This window comes from Microbacterium sp. BE35, assembly GCF_031457705.1.
GTDB classification, from domain to species: domain Bacteria; phylum Actinomycetota; class Actinomycetes; order Actinomycetales; family Microbacteriaceae; genus Microbacterium; species Microbacterium trichothecenolyticum.
Map to the genome: position 1 here is coordinate 985112 of NZ_JAVDXD010000001.1, position 21608 is coordinate 1006719.

Consider the following 21608-nt stretch of genomic DNA (forward strand, 5'->3'; position numbering starts at 1 on the left):
ATCAATCCACAAAGGGGAACATCATGCGCACTCTCTACAAGCGCGCCCTCTTGGGCACGCTCCTGGCCGGCGGCATCACGCTGCTCGGCGCGACGGTCGCGAATGCGGCCGAACCACCATCGGATCCGGACCTTCTGTCGTCGGTCGTCGCCGACGACGGGCTCGTCGACTCGATCGTCGGCGACGGAATCGTCGATCCGCTCCTGGGCGATGACGGCGGTCTCGACCCGGTCGCCGACGCAGCAGCCGCGGTCGTGAACGACCTCACCGACACCACCGCCGGGACCGCGGTCGTCGGCACCCTCGTGGGTGACGGCGGCGCACTCGATGATGTCGTCGGCGACGGCGCCCTCGTCGAGGGCGGAACCGTCGGCACCCTCGCGGCCAACGGCGATGCCGTCATCGGCGACGTCGCCGCGGGTGACATCCAGGCCGCCGTCACGGATCTCGCAACGACGGTCCAGGACCTCGGCTCCGATGTCGGACAGACCGTCACCGCTGCGGCGGCGAACACCGACGATCAGGTCATCGACGGCCTCGTGCACGACGCACTCACGGACGCGGTGGGTGTGCTGTCGGGCGACACGGCGATCACCGGCCCCGACGGACTGCTCCAGCATGCGGGCGAGAACACCGGCGACGCCATCGACACGACGGGTCTGCTCGAAGACGCCCTCGAGCGGACGCTCGAGGGCGGCCCCGCGTCGACCCCGGCCACACCGGTCGCGGATGCGGACGGCCTGCTGACCGGTCTGACCGAGGACGACGGCCTCGTCGACGGTCTCCTCGGCGACAGCGTGCTCGATCCGGTCCTCGGCGACGACGGCGCGCTCGCCCCGCTCACGGGTCCCGTCGGCGACCTCCTCGACGGCGTCACCGATACGACCGCGGGCACCGGCATCCTGGATGGCCTGCTCGGTGACGAGTCCGGTCTGAACGATGTCGTCGGCGACGGCATCCTGGTCGAGGGCGGACTCGTCGGCAACCTCGTCGACAACGGGGACACCCTCGTCGACGATCTGCTCGACGGTGACCTCGACAGCGCCGTCGACGACCTCGGCACCACGGTGGCCGACCTGGGTGCCGACCTCGGCACCACGGTGACCAACGCCACGGAGAACACCGCCGACCAGGTGCTCGATTCTCTGGTGGTCGACGCTCTGGGCGATGTCGACACGATCCTCGACGAGCTGCTGAGCGGCGGCGACGTGCTCGGCGCGGTCTCCGACACGGTGCAGAACGCCGGCGACAACGTCGCGGACGCGGTGGACGACACCGGACTGGTCGACGATCTGCTCACCGACCTGCTCGGCGACACGGACGTGAGCGGGCCGGTCGATCCGACGGACCCCACCGATCCCACGGACCCGACCGATCCGACCGACCCCACCGATCCGACGGACCCCACCGACCCCACCGACCCGACCGACCCCGCCGGCCCCGGTGACGGTGGCACGGGAGGCACCGACGGCACGACCGGCTCGGTCGCGGTCACCGGCTCGTCGGCCCAGGCCGGCACATCGACCCGGCTCGCCACGACGGGAGGGACGGGTGTGATGCCGTTCCTGCTGCTCGCGCTCTCGCTGCTCGCAGCGGGCGCCATCGCACGCGCGTCGCGGCGGCGCTCCGCGTGAGTCGACGGGGCGGGTCGACGTACCCCAGGCGTCCCTCGCCCCACCCGCGTGAGCGCGCGGGAGGGCCGTCCCCCAGCGGCCCTCCCGCCCTGAACGCCCCCGATCGCGAGAGCCGGCTCTGCCTGGACCGCGCCTCGTGATCGGGGGTCCACACCATCTCCGCAGTGCGGTGTCCCGGCACAATGCCTGGACCGGGGCGACGCACCCGGAGATGTCACGAGCGGATGCCGCGACCCGGGGGGCTCGCGGCATCCGCCTCGTCATGCCCGCTCGTCCCCCGCGCATCCGACGCGTTGCGCGCCCGTCTCCTCCTCGCCAGAGTGGAGGGATGCCGCTGCCCGATCCCTATCGCCTGACCCCTGTCGACGCCGACCGGCTCGAGGACGTCCTCCGCCTCGACACCTGGGCCTTCCCCACGGAGCGCTCCGTCGAGGCGCTGCGGGAGCTGCCGAGCCCGCTCAGCTGGGATCGCACCTACGGGGTCGCCCGCGTCGACGACGAGGAGGTGCTCGCCGGCTTCCACGGCGCCTATCCGCTGCGTGCCTACCCCGTCCCCGGCGCCGAGATCGCGTGCGGCTGGCTCACCTGGGTCGGCGTGCACCCGGGCCACCGGCGGCGCGGAATCCTCCGCGGCATGATCGAGCACCACTTCGCCGACTGCCTCCGCAACGGCGAGGCGATCTCCGGCCTCATGGCCGCCGAGACCCCCATCTACGGCCGCTTCGGCTACGGCATGGCCTCGACCCAGCTCGACCTCACGATCCCGCGCGGCGCGGCGCTGCGCCCGGTGGCCGGGGCCGCCGAGCTCGAGGTCGAGCTGGAGGAATGGGATGCCGAGATCCACGGCGATCTCGTGGCCACGATCCATCGCGACTACGCGCGGCTGCCTGCCGGGCTCGGTCGTCCGGGGTGGGCGACGCGCGAGACGCCCGAGCAGCGCACCGCCCGCGAGGCCGACCCGCCCGCGTACCGCGGCGGCAAGGAGTCGCTGCGGCTCCTCCTGGTGCGCGACGCCGCCGACGACACGCTCGCGTACGCGACCTTCCGTCGTGCGATGTCGTGGGAGCGGGCCGGCGCCGAGGGCACCGTCCACGTGCGCGAAGCGGTCGCGCTGACCGCGGCGGCGGCGCACCGGATGTGGTCGGTGCTGCTCGACCTCGACCTCACCACCCGCGTCAGCATCTCGAACCTGCCCGTCGACGACCCCATCGTGTCGCTGCTCGTCGACATCCGCCCCGCGGTGCCCGACTACCAGGACAACTCCTGGATCCGCATCCTCGACCTGCCCGCGGCGCTCGGCGGGCGGCGGTACGCGGGCGACGTCGACGTGGTGCTCGAGGTGACCGACGCGATGCTGCCCGCGAACGCGGGGCGGTGGCGCGTGCGCGCCGGTGCGTGGGAGCACGCGGAGGTGACGGCATCGGATTCCGAACCCGACCTCGTGCTCGACGTCCGCGAGCTCGGAGCAGCGCACCTGGGGTCGATCTCCCTCGCCTCGCTCGCACAGGCGGGGCTCATCGAGGTGCGCACACCCGAGGCGCTGCGCGCCGCCTCGGCCGCATGGTCATGGCCGGTCGCGGCCGGCGCGAACTGGATCTTCTGATCGCGGAGACGACGGATGCCGCGAACCCGTGGGGTTCGCGGCATCCGTTCGTGCGCCAGGTACTACTTGGCGGCGACCACCTGCAGGGTGATCACGGCGGTGAGGTCGTCGCGGAGGCGAACGGTGGCCTCGTGCTCGCCCACCGACTTGATCGGGGAGGTGATGTGGATCTTGCGCTTGTCGAGCTCGCCGAGACCGGCGGCCTTGACGGCCTCCGCGACGTCGACGGTCTTGACCGCGCCGAACAGGCGACCCTCGGCGCCGGCCTTGACGGCGAGGCGGACCTTGTTGGTCTCGAGGTTGTTCTTCAGGGCCACGGCCTCTTCGTGGTCGTGGATCGCGCGCGCCTCGCGGGCGGCGCGGATCGACGCCACCTGCTTCTCGCCACCGCGGGTCCACGCGACCGCGAAGCCCTGGGGGATGAGGTAGTTGCGGGCGAACCCGTTCTTGACCTCGACCACGTCACCGGCGCTACCGAGCCCGGCGACCTCGTTCGTGAGAATGAGCTTTGCCATGTGGGTACTCCTTAGCGGCCAGCGCCGGCGTAAGGCAGGAGCGCCATTTCGCGCGCGTTCTTGATCGCCTTGGCGATCAGACGCTGCTCCTGCACCGAGACACCGGTGATACGACGGGCGCGGATCTTCCCGCGCTCCGAGATGAACTTGCGAAGCGTCGCGACGTCCTTGTAGTCGATGAGACCGACCCGGATCGCCTTCGCGGGGGCCGCGTTCTTCGCGCCCTTCCGCGGCTTCCGGCGGTCGCCGGTTGCCTTTCCAGCCATGGTGTTTCCTTTACGTTTTGCTGACCGGATGCCTCGTCACGAGGCATCCGGAACCTGTTGTGAGATCTGACCGATCAGAACGGGGTGTCGTCGCCGTAGGCGCCCGGGGCAGCCCACGCGTCGCCGCCGCCGGCACCGCCGGCGTTCTGCGAACCGGGCGTCGACCACGGCTCGTCGGCGACCTGCGGACGCGACTGACCGCCGCCGCCGAAGTTGCCGCCACCACCGCCGGAGCCGCCCGCGGCGCGGGTGACCTGTGCGGTCGCGTAGCGCAGCGACGGGCCGATCTCGTCGACCTCGAGCTCGATGGCGGTGCGATTGTTGCCCTCGCGGTCCTGGTAGCTGCGCTGCTTGAGGCGGCCGGTCGCGATGACCCGCATGCCCTTCGTCAGCGAGCCGGCCACGTGCTCGGCGAACTCGCGCCACACGCTCGCGCGGAGGAACAGCGCTTCGCCGTCCTTCCACTCGTTCGCCTGACGGTCGAAGTTGCGAGGCGTCGACGCGATCGTGAAGTTCGCGACGGGGAGACCGTTCTGCGTGTACCGCAGTTCGGGATCAGCCGTGAGGTTGCCCACGACGGTGATGATCGTCTCGCCGGCCATCGTCCTTACGCCTTCGCAGCCTTGGCGGTCTTGCGGGCGGCGCGCTCGTCGGCACGCTGCTTCTCCGAGGCGATCATGGCGATCGCTTCCTCGGCGCGGAGGACCTTGGTGCGCATGATCTGCTCGCTCAGGTTCAGCTGGCGGTCGAGCTCCTGCGTGGTCGCAGCCGTGGCGGTGAAGTTGACGACGGCGTAGATGCCCTCGTTCTTCTTCTGGATCTCGTAAGCAAGACGGCGCTTGCCCCAGATGTCGATGTTCTCGATGGTGCCGCCGTCGGTCGTGATGACCTTCAGGAACTTGTCGAGGTTGGCGCCGACCTGGCGCTCGTCGATCTCGGGGTTCAGGATGACCATGAGTTCGTACTGGTGCGTCACTAACCCACCTCCTTCGGACTAGAACGGCTGTCGGGCATTTCCCGGCAGCAGGAGGGTGTGTTTGCACGTCGTCCGACTCGCCGCGCAAGGTTGCGCGTGCGGACAACCCTCCTATGGTACCGGATCCCCGAGCAGACGCCGAACCCAGGCTCTGTCAGCGTCGGCCGCGGGTGGTGCGAGTGGGTACTCGGGCGGCGTGGCGGAGAAGGAGATCGGATGCCGCACCCCCGGCACGCGCTCCGCGCCGGCGTGGGCGACGGGGTCGAGGCCGAGCGCCCGGGCGCGCGCGAAGGCGGCGTCCATCGCGAGGATCGGTGCGCAGGGGACCCCTGCCGCCGTCAGACGGGCTTCCCAGTCCGTCGCGGAACGCGCCGCCAACGCCCGCTCGAGCACCGGGCGCAGTGTCTCGCGGCCCATGCTGCGATCGGCGTTGTGGAGGAAGCGCGGGTCGGCCGCGGCATCCGGGATTCCGAGCACCAGGCACAGTCGCTGGAACTGGCCGTCGTTGCCGACCGCGAGGACGAGCTCGCCGTCGGCCGTGGGGAACGCGCCGTACGGGTACACGCTCGGATGGTCGTTGCCGAGCCGCTCGGGCACCACGCCGGCGACCGCGTACGCACCCGACTGGTTGACGAGCGCCGACAGCGCCGACGACAGGAGGTTGACCTCGACGTGCTGCCCCTGGCCGGTGGCGTCGCGGTGCCGCAGCGCGGCGAGCGCGCCGAGACCCGCGTGGAGGCCGGTGACGACGTCGACGATCGCGACGCCGGCCTTCGTCGGCTCGCCGTCAGGCGCACCGGTGACACTCATGAGTCCCGACAGCGCCTGGCCCAGCACGTCGTAGCCGGGAAGAGCCGAGTCGGCGCCGAAGCCGGTGATCGAGACGTACACGGCGCGGGGGTTCGCGGCGTGCACGGCGTCGTAGTCGAGTCCGAAGCGCGTGAGTCCGCCGGGCTTGAAGTTCGCGATCACGACATCGGCGCGGTGGGCGAGCGCGCGGGCGAGGGCGAGGTCTTCGACGTCGTCGAAGTCGAGCGTGATGGCGCGCTTGCCGCGATTGATCGACAGATAGTAGGTGGCCTCTCCGTCGCGCGACGGCGGCATCCAGTGCCGCGTCTCGTCGCCCGCCGGACCCTCGACCTTGACGACCGTGGCACCCTGGTCGGCCAGCAGCATGGTGCAGTACGGCCCCGCGAGCACACGCGAGAAGTCCGCGACGAGGAGTCCGGCGAGCGGGCCGGCCGTGTGCTCACCGGGCGCCGTCATCGGAACGCGCCCAGCCCCGTGAGGTGCTGGCCGAGGATGAGGGTGTGCACCTCGTCGGTGCCCTCGTAGGTGCGCACCGACTCGAGGTTCGCCGCGTGGCGGATCGGCGAGTTCTCGAGCAGCACGCCGTCGCCGCCCAGGATAGTGCGGGCCTCGCGCGCGATCTCGATCGCCTCGCGCACGTTGTTGAGCTTGCCCAGCGAGATCTGGGCGGGCGTCAGGGTTCCGGCATCCTTCGCGCGCCCGATCTGCAGCGCCAGGAGGGCGCCCTTCTGCAGCTCGACGACCATGTCGACGAGTTTTCGCTGAGTGAGCTGGAATCCCGCGATCGGCTTGCCGAACTGCTCGCGCCTCAGCGCATGCCGCAGCGCCGCCTCGTAGCTGTCGCGCCCGGCGCCGAGCGCGCCCCAGACGATCCCGTACCGCGCGTCGCTGAGCGCCGAGAACGGGCCGCGCAGACCTCGTGCTCCGGGAAGGAGAGCGGATGCCGGCACGCGCACCTCGTCGAACTGCAGCGCCGTCTGCACCGACGCCCGCATCGAGCCCTTCGGCTCGAGGACCGTGATCTCGAAACCGGGCGCATCGGTGGGCACGATGAAACCGCGGACGCCGTCGTCGGTCTGCGCCCACACCACCGCGAGCTGCGCGACCGACGCGAGGCCGATCCACCGCTTCGCGCCCGTGATCACCCAGTCGTCGCCGTCGCGGCGGGCGAACGTCGTCATGCTGGAGGGGTCGGACCCGGCGCCCGGCTCGGTGAGCCCGAACGCGCCGATCACGTCGCCCGCAGCCATCGGCGGCAGCCACTCCTGCTTCTGCTCCTCGCTGCCCCAGCGGTGGATCGAGCCCATCGCGAGCGAGCCCTGCACCGAGACGAACGTGCGGATACCCGAGTCGCCGGCCTCGAGCTCGAGCGCGGCCAGGCCGTACTCGACGGCGCTGCGGCCGGGGCACCCGTACCCCTCGAGCTCCATGCCGAGTACGCCGAGGCGTCCGAGCGCAGGCGCCAGCTCGACGGGGAAGTGTGCCCGGTCGAACCAGTCCGCGATGTGCGGGCGCAGCTCTGCGTCGACGAACGCGCGCACCCGGTCGCGGGTGGCCCGCTCGTCGGGGCTCAGCTGCGCATCGATGCCGAGGACATCGGATGCCTCGCGCAGCGCGGCGAGATCCTCGGGGTCACGGCGGACATCGGTCACGGCGCCTCCTCGCGTCGGTGTGCGCTCGCGCGCTTCTGCGTCGATTCTCCCCGATGCCGCGACCGGCGACTCTCGCCTCGGGAGGCTTGAAGGCGATAGGTTCGCGGGAACCCGGCATGGGAGATCCGCGCGGGCCAGGATCGATCGGCTCAAGCGATTATCGATTATGCTGGCGGAACACGCTCCAACGATGGGACCACGGATGCCTCGCTCGACCACCCTCGTCTTCGCCGGCGATTCGATCACCGATGCCGGCCGCGACCGCGACGACGCCACGTCGCTGGGGGACGGGTATGTCCGGCTCATCGCGGAGGCGGTCGGCGAGGACGCCGTCGTCGTCAACAAGGGCATCTCGGGCGACCGCGCCGTCGACCTCGCCGCGCGCTGGGACGATGTGCTGGGCGCGGGGCCCACCGTGCTCACGGTGTACGTCGGCGTGAACGACATGTGGCGCCGCTTCGACTCCGACGACCCCACGTCTGCCCTGGACTTCGAGTCGACCGTCACGGCGCTGCTGGAGGCGGCCCGCGGCGCCGGCGTCGAGCGGATCCTTCTCATCGAGCCCTTCTTCGTGCCGGTGAGCGAAGGCCAGGCCGCGTGGCTCGAGGACCTCGATCCGAAGCGGGCCGCGGTTCGTCGCCTTGCGCAACGGTTCGACGCGACGCTCGTCGAGCTGCACGACGGCATCGGCGCGGCCGCCGCCGAGCACGGCGCCGGCGCCATCGCGCCCGACGGCGTGCACCCGACGCCGCAGGGCGCCGCCATCATCGCCGACGCGTGGCTGGCGGCGTACGCCGCGGCACCCGTCGGGGCCGCAACCACGGGGGTCGCACCATGACCGATGCGCTGAGCGCCGTGACCGAGCTGAAGCGCGGTCTGCTCTCGGACCAGATCTACGAGCTCGTCAAGACGATGATCAAGGACGGCTCGCTCGCGCCCGGCGAGCAGCTCGTCGAATCGCAGCTCGCGCGGCGGCTCCAGGTGAGTCAGGCACCCGTCCGGGACGCACTCAAGCAGCTCGCCCACGAGGGACTCGTCACCCATGTGCGCCACCAGGGCAACTTCGTGACCAGCTACACCGACGAGGAGGTCGCGCAGGCCAAGGTGGCGCGCGCCGAGCTCGAGTCGATCGCCGGCCGCCTCGCGTGCGGCGCACTCGATGCCGGCACGCACCAGCGCCTCGAGGACCTCATCGCCCAGATGCACGCGGCCGCTGATGCGAAGGACCTCGGCGTCTTCCGCGAGCTCGACTTCGCGTTCCACCGCGGCGTGATCGAGGGCAGCGGCAATGTGTATCTCCCGCGCATGTGGGACATCATCGAGCCGAGCCTGCGCTCGCTCCACGTGCTCGGCGACCCGTCGTTCCCGGGCGACTGGCACGACGTCGCCGAGTGGCATCGGAGCCTCCTCGAGGCGCTCGACGCGGGCGACCCCGACGCGGCGGCGCAGCTGTTCCACGCCCACGCCGCCGGCACCCTGCTTCCGGACGAGTCCGAGGGCGCGTAGCGCCGCGGGTCACCTGCGGTAGAGCTCGCACGCCGTGGATCCCCAGAACGCGTCGGGACGAGAGCCCCAGGCCCGGTCGACGTCGTCGACGAGCTGCGTATAAGAGAGGTATCGCGCCGACATCGGCCAGTCGCTGCCGACCATCAGCCGCGAGGCGCCGAAGGCGTCGAACGCCGTCGCCGCGAGCGCGGTCAGTCGCGCGTGATCACCGGGTCGCGTGGCGACTCCGGAGAACTTCGCGAACGCGTTCGGCTGCCGGGCCACGAGGCGCAGCGACTCCTCCCACGCCGCGTCGGGCCCCTTCGCCCCGAGGCCGAGATGACACAGCACGACGGACGTGCGCGGATGCCGCGCCGCGACGCCCGCCACGGCATCGAGCTGTGCGGGCCGCACGAGGAACTCCACGACGCGTCCCGTGTCGGCCGCGCCCTCGCACAGCGCGTCGAGGCCGGAGACGTCGGAGAGATCCGCGGCACCGCCAGGAGTGGCCACGCGCACGCCGGCGATCCCCTGATCGAGCACGGCGCTGGCCACACCCGCCCACCCGGCCGCCGGCGCGAACTGCAGCACCGCGGCGCGGACGACAGGATCGCGCCGGGCGAGGTCGCGGAGCCAGGTCATCTCGGCCGGCGTGTCGGCCGCCTGCACGGCCACGGCGGCTTCGAGCGGACGGGAGGCGGCGGCCGCGGCATCAGTCAGTCCCTCCGTCGTGGCCGCCCGCGGCAGCGCGAGGTCGTCGCGGAACCACGAGAGCGGGAACCGATCGAGGTCCCACACGTGGACGTGCGCGTCGACGATGCCGCCGCTCACACGCGCCCGGACCCGGCGAGCTCCGCCAGCTCGCGCCACAGCTCGCCGGGGATCGCGACGTGCTCCGCGGCCGCGAAGTCGTCGACCTCGGCCGCCGTGCGGGCGCCGACGACGACCGCCTCGACGGCGGGCAGACGCAGCGGGTAGCGCGCCGCCGCGTGCCGCAGCGGCACGCCCCGGGCATCGCAGATCGCCGCGAGCCGCAGGGCGCGCTCGCGCAGCTCGGCCGGGGCCTCCCGGTAGTCGAAGTACGGCGCGGCCACCGGATCGGCGAGGATGCCCGAGTTGAACACGCCCGCCGCGATCACGCCGACGCCGCGGCGTGCGGCCTCGGGCAGCAGCTCGTCCTCGCCACGATGGTCGAGCAGCGTCGTGCGGCCCGCGATCATGACGACGTCGACGTCGGCCTCGCGCACGAACCGCATCAGCGGCTCGGGCCACACCATGCCCACGCCGATCGCCCGCACGACGCCCTGCGCGCGCAGGTCGGCGAGAACCGGCATCGCCTGGGCCAGCGCCTCATCGACGTCGAGCGGATCGTGCAGGTACAGCAGGTCGATCCGGTCGGTCTTCAAGCGCGCGAGGCTCCCCTCGAGACTGCGCAGCACACCGTCGCGCGTCAGGTCGCCGACCGTGTCGACGCCGATCCCGCCGGTCGGCACGGTCGCGCCGGATGCATCGATGACCCGCCGGCCGACCTTGGTCGCGATCGCGACGGTGTCGCGGTCGACGCCGGCGAGCGCGCGACCCAGCCGCGCCTCGCTCGCGCCGGCGCCGTAGTGCGGAGCCGTGTCGAAGAAGCGGATGCCGCGACCCAGCGCCGCCGCGACGGTCTCGTCGGCGTCCGGCTCGGCGACGGCCTGGAACAGGTTGCCGATCGGCGCGCACCCCAGACCGAACGTGTCGGACGCGCCCGCAGTCGCCGTCAGCGGGCGAAGGCCTGCACGGAACGCCACTTCTCGTACTCCTCCCGCGAGTCGGGCGTGAGCGGGTAGTAGTCGCTGAGCCGCGCGCCCTCGTCGAGGCGCAGGCGGCTGAACACCTCCCAGTCCTCGTGGTCCTGCGCCGACTCCACGACCGACTCGGCCATCGCCTGTGGCACGATCACGGGGCCGTCGCCGTCGGCGATCACGATGTCGCCCGGCATGCACAGGGCGCCGCCGACGGCGACCGGCACGTCGTACGCCCACGGGAACAGGTCGGTCTGCGACGCGTAATGCGGCGTGGTGCCCGTGGACCACACCGGCAGCCCGAGGTCCTTGATGCGGTCGGAGTCGCGGATGCGCCCGTCGACCACGATGCCCACGCCGCCCTTGCGGAGGAAGTAGCGCGCGAGGATGTCGCCGATGCAGCCGGAGTACCGGCTCCCGAAGGCCTGGATCACGAGCACGTCGCCGGGCTGGACCTGCTCCAGGACGTGCCACAGCGCGGTGTGCCGCTCGACGTACTCCTGCCCGTGACCCGAAGCGAGATCCTCGCGCTGCGGCATGAACTGCAGCGTGATGGCCGAGCCGACGATGCGCTGCCCTTCGGCGAGCGGGCGCGGACCCTCGACGAACGAGCGCGAGATGCCCATGCCGTGCAGCTTCGCGCAGGCGGTCGCAGCCGACACCCGCTCGAGCTCGCGCAGCGTGTCGGGGTCGGCGCGCTGGTAGGCACCGCCGCGCACCGGCAGATCGAACGCGGGCCGCGGGAACGGGGCTGAGGAATCGGACATGTCACTCCTTCGAGACGGCGGCGGAAAGGACGGATGCTGCGCCCCGGTGCCGCGGTGCGGCTCCCGAGGCGACGGTGTGCAGGGTGAGGTCGACGCGATGCGCCGGCGGGAGTTCGACCTCGACGGCGCCGGATTCGACCTCGCGCTGCAGGAGGGTCGGTGTGCCGGGCACCGCGGCGTACGCGGTGCTGCGCCCGGGGTACTCGCCGCCGGTCTCGGTGCGGACCGTGACCGATGCCACGCGCCGCTCGCCGAAGCGCGAGGCACGCACTGTCACGCGGCGGCTGCGCGTGGTCGACGTGTTGACGAGCGCCAGGTCGAGGTCGTCGCCGTCGAGCCGCGACACGAGCGCGGCCACGTCGCGCGGCAGGCCGGGCCGGGCGGCGTCGGCGTCCTCGTAGACGACCGCCGCGAAGGGCAGGCCGCCGTTGTAGAGCACCTGCGGCGTGCCCGAGACGAGCTGGCTCAGCACCTCGGTCACGACGGGGTTCACGCGCTGGCCGAAGTGGAGGTGCGCAGCATCCGGATCCGCCTCCGCCGCGGCCATCAGCGCCACGCGCCGGGCGACCTGGCCGAGGGCCATCGACAGCGCCCGCGACGGATACTCGGGCAGCTCGCCGTCGAGGTATGCGAGCCACGGTGCCTCGTGCCCCGCCTCCGCCTTGTCACGGAATGCCTTGACCGGATCGTCCATCGCGGGAAGGCCCGCGATCGCCCGCCGCACCCGCGCGAGGTCGTCGTCGCGACGCGACCACCACCACACCCACAGCGGCAGCTCCAGCGGCATCGGGCCGTAGTCGAACCAGCCGTGACGCCCGTGGCGATGGGGAACGAGCAGCGCCGGCTTCGCGGCATCCGTCCCCCAGCGGGCGAGCCAGCCGCCCCGCAGGCTGAAAGGCGTCTCGGCGATGGGGGCGACGATCGCGTTGTCGAGGACGGTGTCCAGGAGAGCGCGCGCCATGTCGAGGGCGCCGTCGTCACCGGTGAGGAATGCCTCGTTGATGCCGGCGATGACCGCCGCCATGCCGACCGACGGCAGGCCGTGCGGCCAGCTCCAGCCGTAGTGCCCGCCGTACCAACGACCCTCGTGCAGCCCGCCCACCGTGCCGTCGGGCGCGACGCTGTCGGGCACGAGGCCGCCGTTCGCGGCAGCGCGGGCCCGCCAGCCGTCGACGTACGCGTGCACCCACGCGGCGGACTGCTCGTCGCCGTCGTAGAGCCAGCGGTTGGCCACCAGGCTCGTGGCGGCGAGGTTCACCGCGACGTCACCCGCGGCCGCGCGGTGCATCGCCTCGCCCATCGCCACGGCGAGTGCGGGATCGGCGAGGTCGTCCCACTCGTCCACCCCCGGCACGTACTCGAGCGGCAGACCATAGGGCCGCATCTCGGGCCGCTCGGACGAGTACGGCTCCGGCTCGTCGCTCAGACCCGGGCGGGGACCCAGCGCTCCGTTGTGCGGGGCGCGGATGATGCCGAGCGCCGCATCGAAGTTGCCGTGGGCAGCATCCGTGTACAGCTCCGCGAAGCGGCGCGCCCGCTCGGCGAACGCGCGGTCGGATGGATCGGCGGCACACAGACCATAGAAGAAGAGGAGCGACTCGCCCTGGTGGAACCAGTCGTAGCCGTTCTCATACTCGTCGGTGACCATTCCGGCCTCGGTGAGCTGTGCGGTCACGCCCTCCCAGTGGCGCTTCGCCGCCGCGAGGATGTCGTCGCTCCCGCCCAGCAGGTAGAACGCCGGCCAGTTGAAGAACGGCTCGTAGAGGTCGTCGACGCCGTCGCGGTCGACGAAGTCCGCCGCGAAGCGCAGCCGCCCGTCGGGTTCGGCGAAGGTCCCGGAGAAGAGGCGCCAGGCGGCCTCGATCTCGTCGAACAGGCGGCGCTCGAGCACCGCCCACGCGGGGATCTCTGACAGCGGATGCCCGTGGATCGCGTCGCTCAACGTCAGCCCTTCGTCGCTCCGGCGACCAGGCCGCCGATGATGTGCCGCTGCATGATGATGAAGAAGATGACGGCGGGTGCGATCGCCAGCAGCAGCGTCGGGAACAGCACCGTGTAGTCGGTCGAGAACTCTCCGACGGCCGCGTAGACGCCGGTGGTCACCGTGTAGATGCCGGAGCCGGGTCCGAGGATGATCTGCGGGCTCACGAAGTCGTTCCACACGCCGATCGAGTTGAGCACGACGATCGTCGCGACCACCGGCCGCATGATCGGGAAGATGCACGACCAGAAGGCGCGGATGCGCCCGGCGCCGTCGAGCGCGGCCGCCTCGTCGATGTCGCGCGGCACGGTGCGCAGGTAGGCGGCGAACAGGAAGATCGTGACCGGCAGCGTCGCCGCGGTCTCGAACAGGAGGAAGCCCGGGATCGTGTTGATGAGGCCGAGCACCCGCAGGACGAACACCACCGGGATGAGAGTCACCTGGCCGGGGATGAACAGGCCCGAGACGAACACGAGCAGCAGGGCGAGGTGCCACTTCGAGCGTCCGCGGGCGATCACATAGGCGACCGGCGCCGAGAGCGCGATGCAGAAGATGTTCACGAGCACGACGAACAGCAGGGTGATGCCGTAGGCGCCGACGACGTTGAACTTCTCGCTCGTGAGTGCGTTCCACAGGTAGTCGAACGTGAACATGTCGGGCGTGATCGCCAGCGGGTGCAGGATGATGTCGGCCTGCGGCTTGAACGCGCTGATCACGAGGATGTACAGCGGCACGAGCATCACGAGGGCCAGCGCGCCGAGGAGCGCCCACTTCACGATCGATGCGGCGAGCGGCGTGCGCTGTGCCGCCGGGCCGCCACGGCGGCGCCCGCGCCTGTCGTAGCGGCGGCGGGGCAGCTCGTCGGCGTCGGTGAGCATCAGCTCGGCGCCGATGTTCGGGCTGGTCTGCGTCGACATCGTCATGATTCGCTCGCCTTCCGGTCGGCGCCGCGGCGCGCGAACGTCACCGCGAGCCCGAGTGCCGCGGTCACGATGAGGAGCACGACCGATTGCGCCGCGCCGAACCCGAGCCGCGCCTGCGCGAACGAGTCCTTGAGGATCTGGTAGACGATCGTCTGCGTGGAGGCGGCCGGGCCGCCGTCGGTGAGGGCGAGCACGATGTCGTACGCCTTGAGGAGGCCGACGAGCGTGAGCACGAGGTTCACCGTCAGCACGGGGGCGATGAGCGGCAGCGTCACGTTTCGGAACTGCTGCCACCGCGATGCGCCGTCGACGGTCGCCGCCTCGTAGTACTCGGTGGGCACCGACTTGATGCCGGCGAGGTAGAGGATCATGTTGAAGCCGAAGTGCGACCACACGATCGTGAGGATCACGCTCGCCTTGGCGAAGGTCATGTCGGTGAGGAAGGGCAGCGGCGCCACGCCGAACTGCGCGAGCAGCGAGTTGACGGCGCCCTGCGGGGCGAGCATCGCCGACCAGAGGAACCCGATGATCAGGGCGCTGATGATGTACGGATAGAAGAAGACGGTGCGCAGCACCGTGTTGCCGCGGCTGTTGCCGGCGATGAGGGCAGCCACGGCCAGGCCGATGCCGTTGCAGAGCAGCGTGCCCACGACGGCGATGATCGCCGTGAAGATCGCCGCGTCGACCGTGCGCGGGTTCTTGAACGCGTCGGTGTAGTTCTCGAACCCGATGAAATCGAAGCGCAGGCTGTAGCCGTTCCAGTCCGTGAAGCTGAGCACGACCGCCAGGAGCATCGGCACGATGAACATCGCGATGAACACCAGGAGCGCGGGGCCGCTCATGATCACGCCCGCGAGGCGGTCCTGCCACGAGGTGCGCCGGCGGCGCGCCGGCGCGGACGTGCGCGCCCTCGCGGTGCCCGCCAGACGGGCCACGGTGTCGGCCATATGAGCCTGCTTTCGAATCGTCGGTGAAACGGAAGGGACGGATGCTCCCCACGCCCTCTGCACGCATCGCTTCGGGCTGCGCGGAGCCTCGCGGCGCGTGGTGCCTCGGCGCCGGGGTGGGTCCCGGCGCCGAGGCTCGCGTCAGTTGCTGTTCGCCTCGAACCAGGCGTCCATCGCCGCGTCCACGTCGGCAGCGGACGTGCCGCCGAGCAGCGCCTGCGTCTGGGTGTTGATCTCGCCGGAGTAGCCGTCGGGGAGCTTGCGCTCACCGTAGCCGCCGCCGGTCGGCGTGTAGGCCGACGCCGGAGTGTCGGAAACGATGGCCAGCAGCTCCTTGCCGAGGTCGGTCATGTCGTACTCGAAGCCGTCGCGGTAGTTGCCGTCGACCTGGAGCTGATCCAGGACCGCGTCCTCGTCGGTGGTGAGGAACTCGAGGAGCTTCGCCGCGGCGTCCTGGTGCTCCGACACCTTCATGATCATGTACGGGCTGGCGATGTTCGCGCCCATGGCGGGGTCGGCGACGCCGTCGACCGCAGGTCCGCGGAAGACGCCGATCGGAGCCGGGTTCTCGGCCTTCGCCTCGGTGCCGGCGAACCAGCTGCCCATGGGGTACAGCGCGGCCTTGCCGGAGAGGAACGCCTGCTCGGCATCCGGGTACTTCACGCCGAGCGCGTCGGCGTTCGTGTAGCCCTCGGCGATCCAGTCGGCGTACATCGCGGTGTAGTCGCCGTAGCTCGCGCTGAAGGTGGTGTCGCCGGAGTTCATGTCGGCGAACCAGTCCGGGTTCTCGCCGACGATCGACGGCAGCGCGAGCGTCTGCAGTGCGCCGCTGGACATCCAGTCGCCGCCGGTCTGGATCGGGGTCCATCCCGCGTCCTTCAGCTTGCCCAGCGCGTCCTCGAGCTCGTCGACGGTGGTGGGCACGTCGGTGATGCCGGCCTCGGCGAAGGCGTCCTTGTTGTAGAACCACAGGCTCTGCAGCTGCACGCCGACGCCGGCCATGTAGTACTTGCCGTCGATCGAGTACTGGTCGGCGAGCGGGCCGCCCGACGCCCAGTCGTACTCCGACAGGTCGACCAGCTCTTCGGCGAGGTCGGGGGTGGGCGCCTGCGACTGCACGATGTCCGGCGCCTGCCCGGCGGCCAGCAGCCGCGGCACGGCGGCGGCGACGCCCTCGGCGCCAGGGTTGTCGATCACGACGTCGATGTTCGGGTTGGCCTCCTCGAACGGCGCGACGAGTTCGTTCCACCACTCCTCGGTGAGGTTGGGGGTCACGTTAACCAGCATGCGCAGCTGGATGTCCTCGTCCTGACTCTCACCCCCGCTCGGCGCTGCGGAGGAACATCCGGCGAGGAGCGTCACGGCGGCCGCTGCGGCGCCGATCGCGGTGAGGGTACGTCTGGTGATCATCGTCGATCCTCTCGTAGGCACATCATCGGGACGTGACGACCCTACACTAATCGATAATCGGTTATCAACGATTGCCATCCTTCCTCTCGTGGACTCTACGCCGGGCGCGGGTAGCGTGGTCGGGTGAGTCTTCCTCCCGCCGCGCCGGCCTCCTACCCGTTCGACGCGCGCCCGCTGGTCGAGCCCGTCGCACCGGGCGCCGCGCGTGCATTCGTGCAGGAGCTGCGACGGACGGGCCGCATCAAGGGCTCTCCCGCCTTCGGCGTGCTCGTCTTCGTCGTCATCGCCTTCGTGGTCGTCGTGCTGTTCGGCTCCGTCGCGATCACCCTCGTCACGAGCATCGTCAGCGCCGCGACCGCCGGGGCCGACGGCGGGGGACTCGCCGTCCTGTTCGGCTTCCTGCCGCTCGTGGTGATCGGCATCATCGCCGCGGTGGGGATCACGCTCTTCGTACGGGGTGCGCGCAGCAGCAGCGACCGCATGTATCGTCTCGACGGCTTCGCGCGCGCGAACGGGATGCACTACGAGCCCCGTCTCGACGACCCCGCGCTTGCGGGCATGATCTTCTCGCTCGGCAACAGCCGCCACTCCAGCGACCTCGTGCGCGGCGATCGTCCCCGCTTCGTGGAGTTCGCGAACTACCGCTACACGACCGGCTCAGGCAAGAACCAGCAGACGCATCACTGGGGCTATGTCGCGGTGAAGCTCGACACCCCCCTCCCGCACATCGTGCTCGACGCCATGAGCAACAACGGCCTGTTCGGCTCGAACCTGCCGCTCACCTTCGACAAGGATCAGCGCCTCAGCCTCGAGGGCGACTTCGACGAGTACTTCTCGCTGTACTGCCCCGCCGACTACGAGCGCGACGCCCTGTACCTCTTCACGCCCGACATCATGGCGCGCTTCATCGACAACGCCGCCGCGCTCGACGTCGAGATCGTCGACGACTGGCTGTTCCTGTACGCCAAGCGGGACTTCTCCACGCTCGACCCGCAGACGTGGGCGTGGCTCTTCTCCGTCGTCGGGGCCCTGCTCGACAAACTCGCGCAGTGGGCGCGGTGGCGCGACGAGCGGCTCGCCGCGGCGGCTGCCGCCGCGGTGACGGATGCTGCCCCCCTGGGCGCCGCGGCGGCCGGGGCCGGCGCAGGGCAGGACGGCGCAGCATCCGCTCCGTTCACTGCGCCGCTCGACGCGCTGCGCCCTCCGCCCGGCGTCGCCCCGCAGGGCCGCCGCCTGCAGCGCGGCGTGCCGTGGCTGCCGATCGTCGTCGGCGGCGTGATGGTGCTGTTCTGGATCTTGACCCAGATCGGGCCGGCCTTCCTCCGCTGAGCGAACGGCCTACGTGCAGGCCGACGAGCGTATGCTGTCGGGCGTGCATTCGACGTTCACGACGCCCGGCGGGCGTGAGGGGGTGCTCGGCGCTCCACGCGCCGAGCGGAGGTAGCCGCGCGCGCCACCCCGGTCCCTGACCTTCGGGTGGTGCAGCCCGCATCATCTGCGCGCCGCCGGCCCGCAGCATCCTTTCGTCGCCGCTTGGGCGATCTCTCTTTCGTGAATCAAGGAATCATGCACGCATTCACCGAGAAGGACATCCGCGCGTCCTTCGTCAACGCCTCGCTCCGCGAGCGCAACTCCATCATCGTTCCCGACCTCGCCCAGGTCGCCTGGGACGGCCTCGACTACTTCGGCTGGCGCGACCCGAAGCAGCCGCTCGCCGGCTTCATCGTGGTTCCGGTCGACGGTGAGGCCGTCGGCATCCTGTTGCGCCAGACCGAGCAGCGCACGCGCACCCGCGCGCAGTGCTCGTGGTGCGAGGACGTCACGCTGCCGAACGACGTCGTGCTGTTCGGCGCGAAGCGGGCCGGCAAGGCCGGTCGCAACGGCGACACCGTCGGCACTCTGCTGTGCGAGCGGTTCGAATGCTCGGCCAACGCGCGGCGACCGATGCCGCCGGCGTACCTCGGCTTCGATGTCATGGCCGCGCGTCAGCGGCGCATCGAGGCGCTCCGCGCCCACGCCGAGGGGCTCGCGCGCGACATCCGCGACGGCGCCTGACGCTCACCGCGGCGCCGCCGGGCGCCGATCGCGTGCTCTCGCCGAGACGACACGACGTTCGCGTACACAACGTGGGGTCTCGGCGAGAGCACATGATGTGACCGCCGGGCGGGGCGCGAACACCCGCCCGGCCCCCCGGGTCATTCGTCGCGAGTCGCCTGCCAGACGGCGCGCCGCGCCGCCTGCTCGTCGGGATCGGGCACCGGCAGCGACGCGATGAGGCGGCGGGTGTAGGGATCCTGCGGGTCGCCGAGCACGCCGGCCGTCGGGCCGGCCTCGGCGATCGTGCCGCGGTGCAGCACCACGACCTTGTGCGCGAGCATGTCGACCACGGCGAGGTCGTGGGTGATGAACAGCGTCGCGAACCCGAACCGCTCCTGCAGCTCGCCGAACAGCTCGAGCACGCGCGCCTGCACCGAGACGTCGAGTGCGCTCGTCGGCTCGTCGGCGATCAGCAGCTTGGGGTTGAGCGCGAGAGCTCGGGCGAGCGAGGCGCGCTGGCGCTGGCCTCCCGACAGCTCGTGCGGGAACCGCTCGCCGTACGACTTCGGCAGCTGCACGGCCTCGAGCAGCTCGTCGACCTTCGCCTGCACCGCGGCCGCGCCCTTCGCTGCGCCGTGCACGATGAGCGGCTCGGCGACGTTGCGGGCGATGGTCAAGAGCGGGTTGAAGCTCGTCGCGGGGTCCTGGAACACGAACCCGAGCTCGCTGCGCCGGCGCCGGAACTCCCGCTCCTTGACACCGAGCATCTCGGTGCCGAGCACCCGCAGCGAACCGCCTGCGACCGGCGTCAGGCCGGCGATCGCACGACCGATCGTCGTCTTGCCCGAGCCGCTCTCGCCCACGAGACCGAGCACCTCCCCGGGCGCGATCGAGAAGCTCACGCGGTCGACGGCGCGAAACGCTGGGCGGCCGAACCGGCCGCCGTACTCGATGACGAGCTCCTTCGCCTCGACAACGGGATCAGCGTCCGCGGCGCTCGCAGGAAGCTGCCGGTCGACGATCTCGAGGCGTGGCACCGCGGCCAGGAGCTTCTTGGTGTACTCGTGCTGCGGCGCGGCGAACAGGTCGCGTACGGTCGCGGTCTCGACGATCTCACCGTTGAACATCACAGCGACGCGGTCGGCGAGGTCGGCCACCACGCCCATGTTGTGCGTGATGAGTGCGATCGCCGTGCCGTCCTGGTCACGGAGCTCGCGCAGCAGGTCGAGGATCTCGGCCTGCACCGTCACGTCGAGCGCCGTCGTCGGCTCGTCGGCGATGATGACGGTCGGCTCGAGCGCGAGCGCCATCGCGATGACGATGCGCTGCTTCTGGCCGCCCGAGAACTGGTGCGGGTAGTCGTCGACGCGGCGCTCGGGGTCGGGAATGCCGACTCGGCCGAGCATCTCGATCGCCTTCGCCTTGGCCTCGGCCTTGCTGTAGCTGCCATGTGCCCGCAGGCCCTCCGCGAGCTGCCAGCCGACCGTGTACACGGGGTTGAGCGCGGTCGACGGCTCCTGGAAGATCATCGCCGCCTTCGAGCCGCGCACCTCGCGGAGCTCCTTCTTGTCGAGGCCGACGATCTCGGTGCCGTCGAGCACGACGGCGCCGTTCATGACCGCCGTCTCGGGCAGGAGCCCGAGGATCGTTCGGGCGGTGACCGTCTTGCCGCTGCCGGACTCCCCGACGATCGCGAGCACCTCGCCGCGGCGGACATCGAGGGTCACACCGCGCACGGCGTGCACATCGCCGCCGTCGCTGGCGAAGGTGACGGTCAGATCGCGGATGTCGACCGCGAGGTCGTCGGATGCGGGGGCTGCCGAGGCCATCACTCCACCTCTCCCATGAACTCGCGCGATGCCGGCTGGCTCGCGGCGACCGCGTCCGCCGGCGTCTGATTGGTCGCCCGGCGGCGCGCGCGCAGACGCGGGTCGGCGAGGTCGTTGAGGCCCTCGCCGATGAGGGTCATGCCGAGGATCGTCAGCACGATGGCGACGCCCGGAGGGATCGCCGTCCACCAGATGCCGGCCGCGACGTCGCTGATCGAGCGCTGCAGGTCGTAGCCCCATTCGGCCGCGGCCGACGGCTCGATGCCGAACCCGAGGAAGCCGAGCGCCGCGAGAGTCGCGATCGCCTCCGACGCGTTCAGCGTCACGATGAGAGGCAGCGTGCGGGTCGCGTTGCGCAGCACGTGCACGAACATGATGCGCGACGTCGGCGCGCCGATGACCTTCGCCGACTCGACGAACGCCTCGGCCTTGATGCGCACGACCTCAGCGCGGACCACGCGGAAGTACTGCGGGATGAACACGACGGTGATCGACACGGCCGCCGCCATGATGCCCGGCCACAGGCCCGACTGCCCGCCGCTGATCGCGATGGCGACCACGATCGCGAGCAGCAGTGTCGGGAAGGCATAGATCGCGTCGGCGATGACCACGAGCGTGCGGTCGACCCAACCGCCGAGATAGCCCGACACCAGACCGAGCAGGATGCCGACGACCACCGAAAGAATGAGCGCGACGATCACGACGAGGATCGCGGTCTGGGCGCCCCAGATCGTGCGCGACAGCACGTCGTAGCCGCCCACCGTCGTGCCGAGCCAGTGCTCAGCGCTCGGCGGCTGGGTGGAACCGAAGTTCCCCTGGGCGTCGCGGAGCTGGTTGTAGCTGTACGGGGCGATCCACGGTGCGAAGATCGCGAAGACCAGGAACAGCGCGGTGAGCACGAGGCCCGCCACGAGCATGCCTCGCTGCAGGCCGACGCTCTGACGCAGCTGGTGGACGACCGGAATCCGGTCGAGAATCCGGCGCTTGGCCAT

At 71.0% G+C, this 21608-nt stretch carries 21 protein-coding genes; 6 read left to right on the top strand and 15 right to left on the bottom strand.

Translation table 11 applies throughout. From position 1 onward, the window contains the following. Positions 1-23: 23 nt before the first annotated feature. Together J2Y46_RS04295 and eis are read left to right on the top strand one after the other, a co-directional pair. Positions 24-1634 (top strand): hypothetical protein, encoded by a 1611-nt coding sequence (locus J2Y46_RS04295; protein WP_310240449.1) that lies wholly within the window; start codon positions 24-26, stop codon positions 1632-1634. A gap of 328 nt (positions 1635-1962) precedes the next feature. After that, entirely contained in the window at positions 1963-3237 is a 1275-nt protein-coding gene (gene eis / locus J2Y46_RS04300) for a GNAT family N-acetyltransferase (RefSeq protein WP_310240451.1), read from the top strand. A gap of 62 nt (positions 3238-3299) precedes the next feature. Here eis and rplI read toward each other — a convergent pair whose 3' ends face one another. From rplI to J2Y46_RS04330, 6 genes are all read right to left on the bottom strand, one after another. Continuing rightward, positions 3300-3752: a 50S ribosomal protein L9 gene (gene rplI, locus J2Y46_RS04305; RefSeq protein WP_045301894.1), complete on the bottom strand. Its 453-nt coding sequence runs from the start codon at positions 3750-3752 to the stop codon at positions 3300-3302. Positions 3753-3763: 11 nt separating this feature from the next. Then, positions 3764-4018, bottom strand: coding sequence for a 30S ribosomal protein S18 (rpsR, locus tag J2Y46_RS04310; RefSeq protein ID WP_045301896.1), 255 nt, complete (start codon positions 4016-4018; stop codon positions 3764-3766). Positions 4019-4092: 74 nt separating this feature from the next. Continuing rightward, positions 4093-4620, bottom strand: a complete 528-nt coding sequence (locus tag J2Y46_RS04315) for a single-stranded DNA-binding protein (protein WP_045301898.1) — start codon at positions 4618-4620, stop codon at positions 4093-4095. A gap of 5 nt (positions 4621-4625) precedes the next feature. Next, positions 4626-4994 (bottom strand): 30S ribosomal protein S6, encoded by a 369-nt coding sequence (rpsF, locus tag J2Y46_RS04320; protein WP_045301900.1) that lies wholly within the window; start codon positions 4992-4994, stop codon positions 4626-4628. A gap of 111 nt (positions 4995-5105) precedes the next feature. Further along, a complete protein-coding gene (locus J2Y46_RS04325; protein WP_045301902.1) occupies positions 5106-6260 on the bottom strand; it encodes a CaiB/BaiF CoA-transferase family protein in 1155 nt (384 codons plus the stop codon). Then, the gene (locus tag J2Y46_RS04330) at positions 6257-7456 is read right to left on the bottom strand and encodes an acyl-CoA dehydrogenase family protein (protein ID WP_045301904.1); all 1200 of its coding nucleotides are present in this window, start codon (positions 7454-7456) and stop codon (positions 6257-6259) included. The genes J2Y46_RS04325 and J2Y46_RS04330 overlap by 4 nt, the downstream gene beginning before the upstream one ends. A 202-nt stretch (positions 7457-7658) precedes the next feature. Between J2Y46_RS04330 and J2Y46_RS04335 the strand changes: the two genes are divergently transcribed. Further along, on the top strand, positions 7659-8294 hold the full coding sequence (locus J2Y46_RS04335) for a GDSL-type esterase/lipase family protein (RefSeq protein ID WP_045301906.1): 636 nt from the start codon (positions 7659-7661) through the stop codon (positions 8292-8294). Then, the gene (locus J2Y46_RS04340; RefSeq protein WP_052676919.1) at positions 8291-8962 is read left to right on the top strand and encodes a GntR family transcriptional regulator; all 672 of its coding nucleotides are present in this window, start codon (positions 8291-8293) and stop codon (positions 8960-8962) included. The genes J2Y46_RS04335 and J2Y46_RS04340 overlap by 4 nt, the downstream gene beginning before the upstream one ends. 9 nt (positions 8963-8971) lie before the next feature. Here J2Y46_RS04340 and J2Y46_RS04345 read toward each other — a convergent pair whose 3' ends face one another. The 7 genes from J2Y46_RS04345 to J2Y46_RS04375 all read right to left on the bottom strand — a co-directional run bounded on the left by J2Y46_RS04345 (position 8972) and on the right by J2Y46_RS04375 (position 16750). Then, positions 8972-9772 (bottom strand): amidohydrolase, encoded by an 801-nt coding sequence (locus J2Y46_RS04345; protein WP_045301908.1) that lies wholly within the window; start codon positions 9770-9772, stop codon positions 8972-8974. After that, positions 9769-10728 carry an aldo/keto reductase gene (locus J2Y46_RS04350; protein ID WP_045301910.1) on the bottom strand — a complete coding sequence of 320 codons (960 nt, stop codon included), beginning with the start codon at positions 10726-10728 and terminating at the stop codon, positions 9769-9771. The genes J2Y46_RS04345 and J2Y46_RS04350 overlap by 4 nt, the downstream gene beginning before the upstream one ends. Further along, on the bottom strand, positions 10698-11489 hold the full coding sequence (locus J2Y46_RS04355) for a ribonuclease activity regulator RraA (protein WP_310240458.1): 792 nt from the start codon (positions 11487-11489) through the stop codon (positions 10698-10700). Before J2Y46_RS04355 ends, J2Y46_RS04350 begins: the two co-directional genes overlap by 31 nt. A 1-nt stretch (position 11490) precedes the next feature. After that, positions 11491-13431, bottom strand: coding sequence for a hypothetical protein (locus J2Y46_RS04360; protein WP_310240461.1), 1941 nt, complete (start codon positions 13429-13431; stop codon positions 11491-11493). A 2-nt stretch (positions 13432-13433) separates the two neighbouring features. After that, a complete protein-coding gene (locus J2Y46_RS04365) occupies positions 13434-14393 on the bottom strand; it encodes a carbohydrate ABC transporter permease (RefSeq protein WP_084695746.1) in 960 nt (319 codons plus the stop codon). Continuing rightward, on the bottom strand, positions 14390-15340 hold the full coding sequence (locus tag J2Y46_RS04370; RefSeq protein WP_045301914.1) for a carbohydrate ABC transporter permease: 951 nt from the start codon (positions 15338-15340) through the stop codon (positions 14390-14392). The genes J2Y46_RS04365 and J2Y46_RS04370 overlap by 4 nt, the downstream gene beginning before the upstream one ends. A gap of 141 nt (positions 15341-15481) precedes the next feature. Next, positions 15482-16750, bottom strand: a complete 1269-nt coding sequence (locus J2Y46_RS04375) for an extracellular solute-binding protein (protein WP_310240462.1) — start codon at positions 16748-16750, stop codon at positions 15482-15484. Positions 16751-16873: 123 nt separating this feature from the next. On the opposite strand from J2Y46_RS04375, the gene J2Y46_RS04380 reads away from it, so the two are divergent. Together J2Y46_RS04380 and J2Y46_RS04385 are read left to right on the top strand one after the other, a co-directional pair. After that, positions 16874-18079 (top strand): hypothetical protein, encoded by a 1206-nt coding sequence (locus J2Y46_RS04380; protein ID WP_310240463.1) that lies wholly within the window; start codon positions 16874-16876, stop codon positions 18077-18079. A 237-nt stretch (positions 18080-18316) separates the two neighbouring features. Continuing rightward, a complete protein-coding gene (locus tag J2Y46_RS04385; protein WP_310240464.1) occupies positions 18317-18805 on the top strand; it encodes an FBP domain-containing protein in 489 nt (162 codons plus the stop codon). Positions 18806-18945: 140 nt separating this feature from the next. Here the strand turns inward: J2Y46_RS04385 and J2Y46_RS04390 are convergent, their stop codons facing one another. Then, positions 18946-20616 (bottom strand): ABC transporter ATP-binding protein, encoded by a 1671-nt coding sequence (locus tag J2Y46_RS04390; RefSeq protein WP_310240465.1) that lies wholly within the window; start codon positions 20614-20616, stop codon positions 18946-18948. Next, on the bottom strand, positions 20616-21608 hold the full coding sequence (locus J2Y46_RS04395; protein WP_310240466.1) for an ABC transporter permease: 993 nt from the start codon (positions 21606-21608) through the stop codon (positions 20616-20618). Before J2Y46_RS04395 ends, J2Y46_RS04390 begins: the two co-directional genes overlap by 1 nt.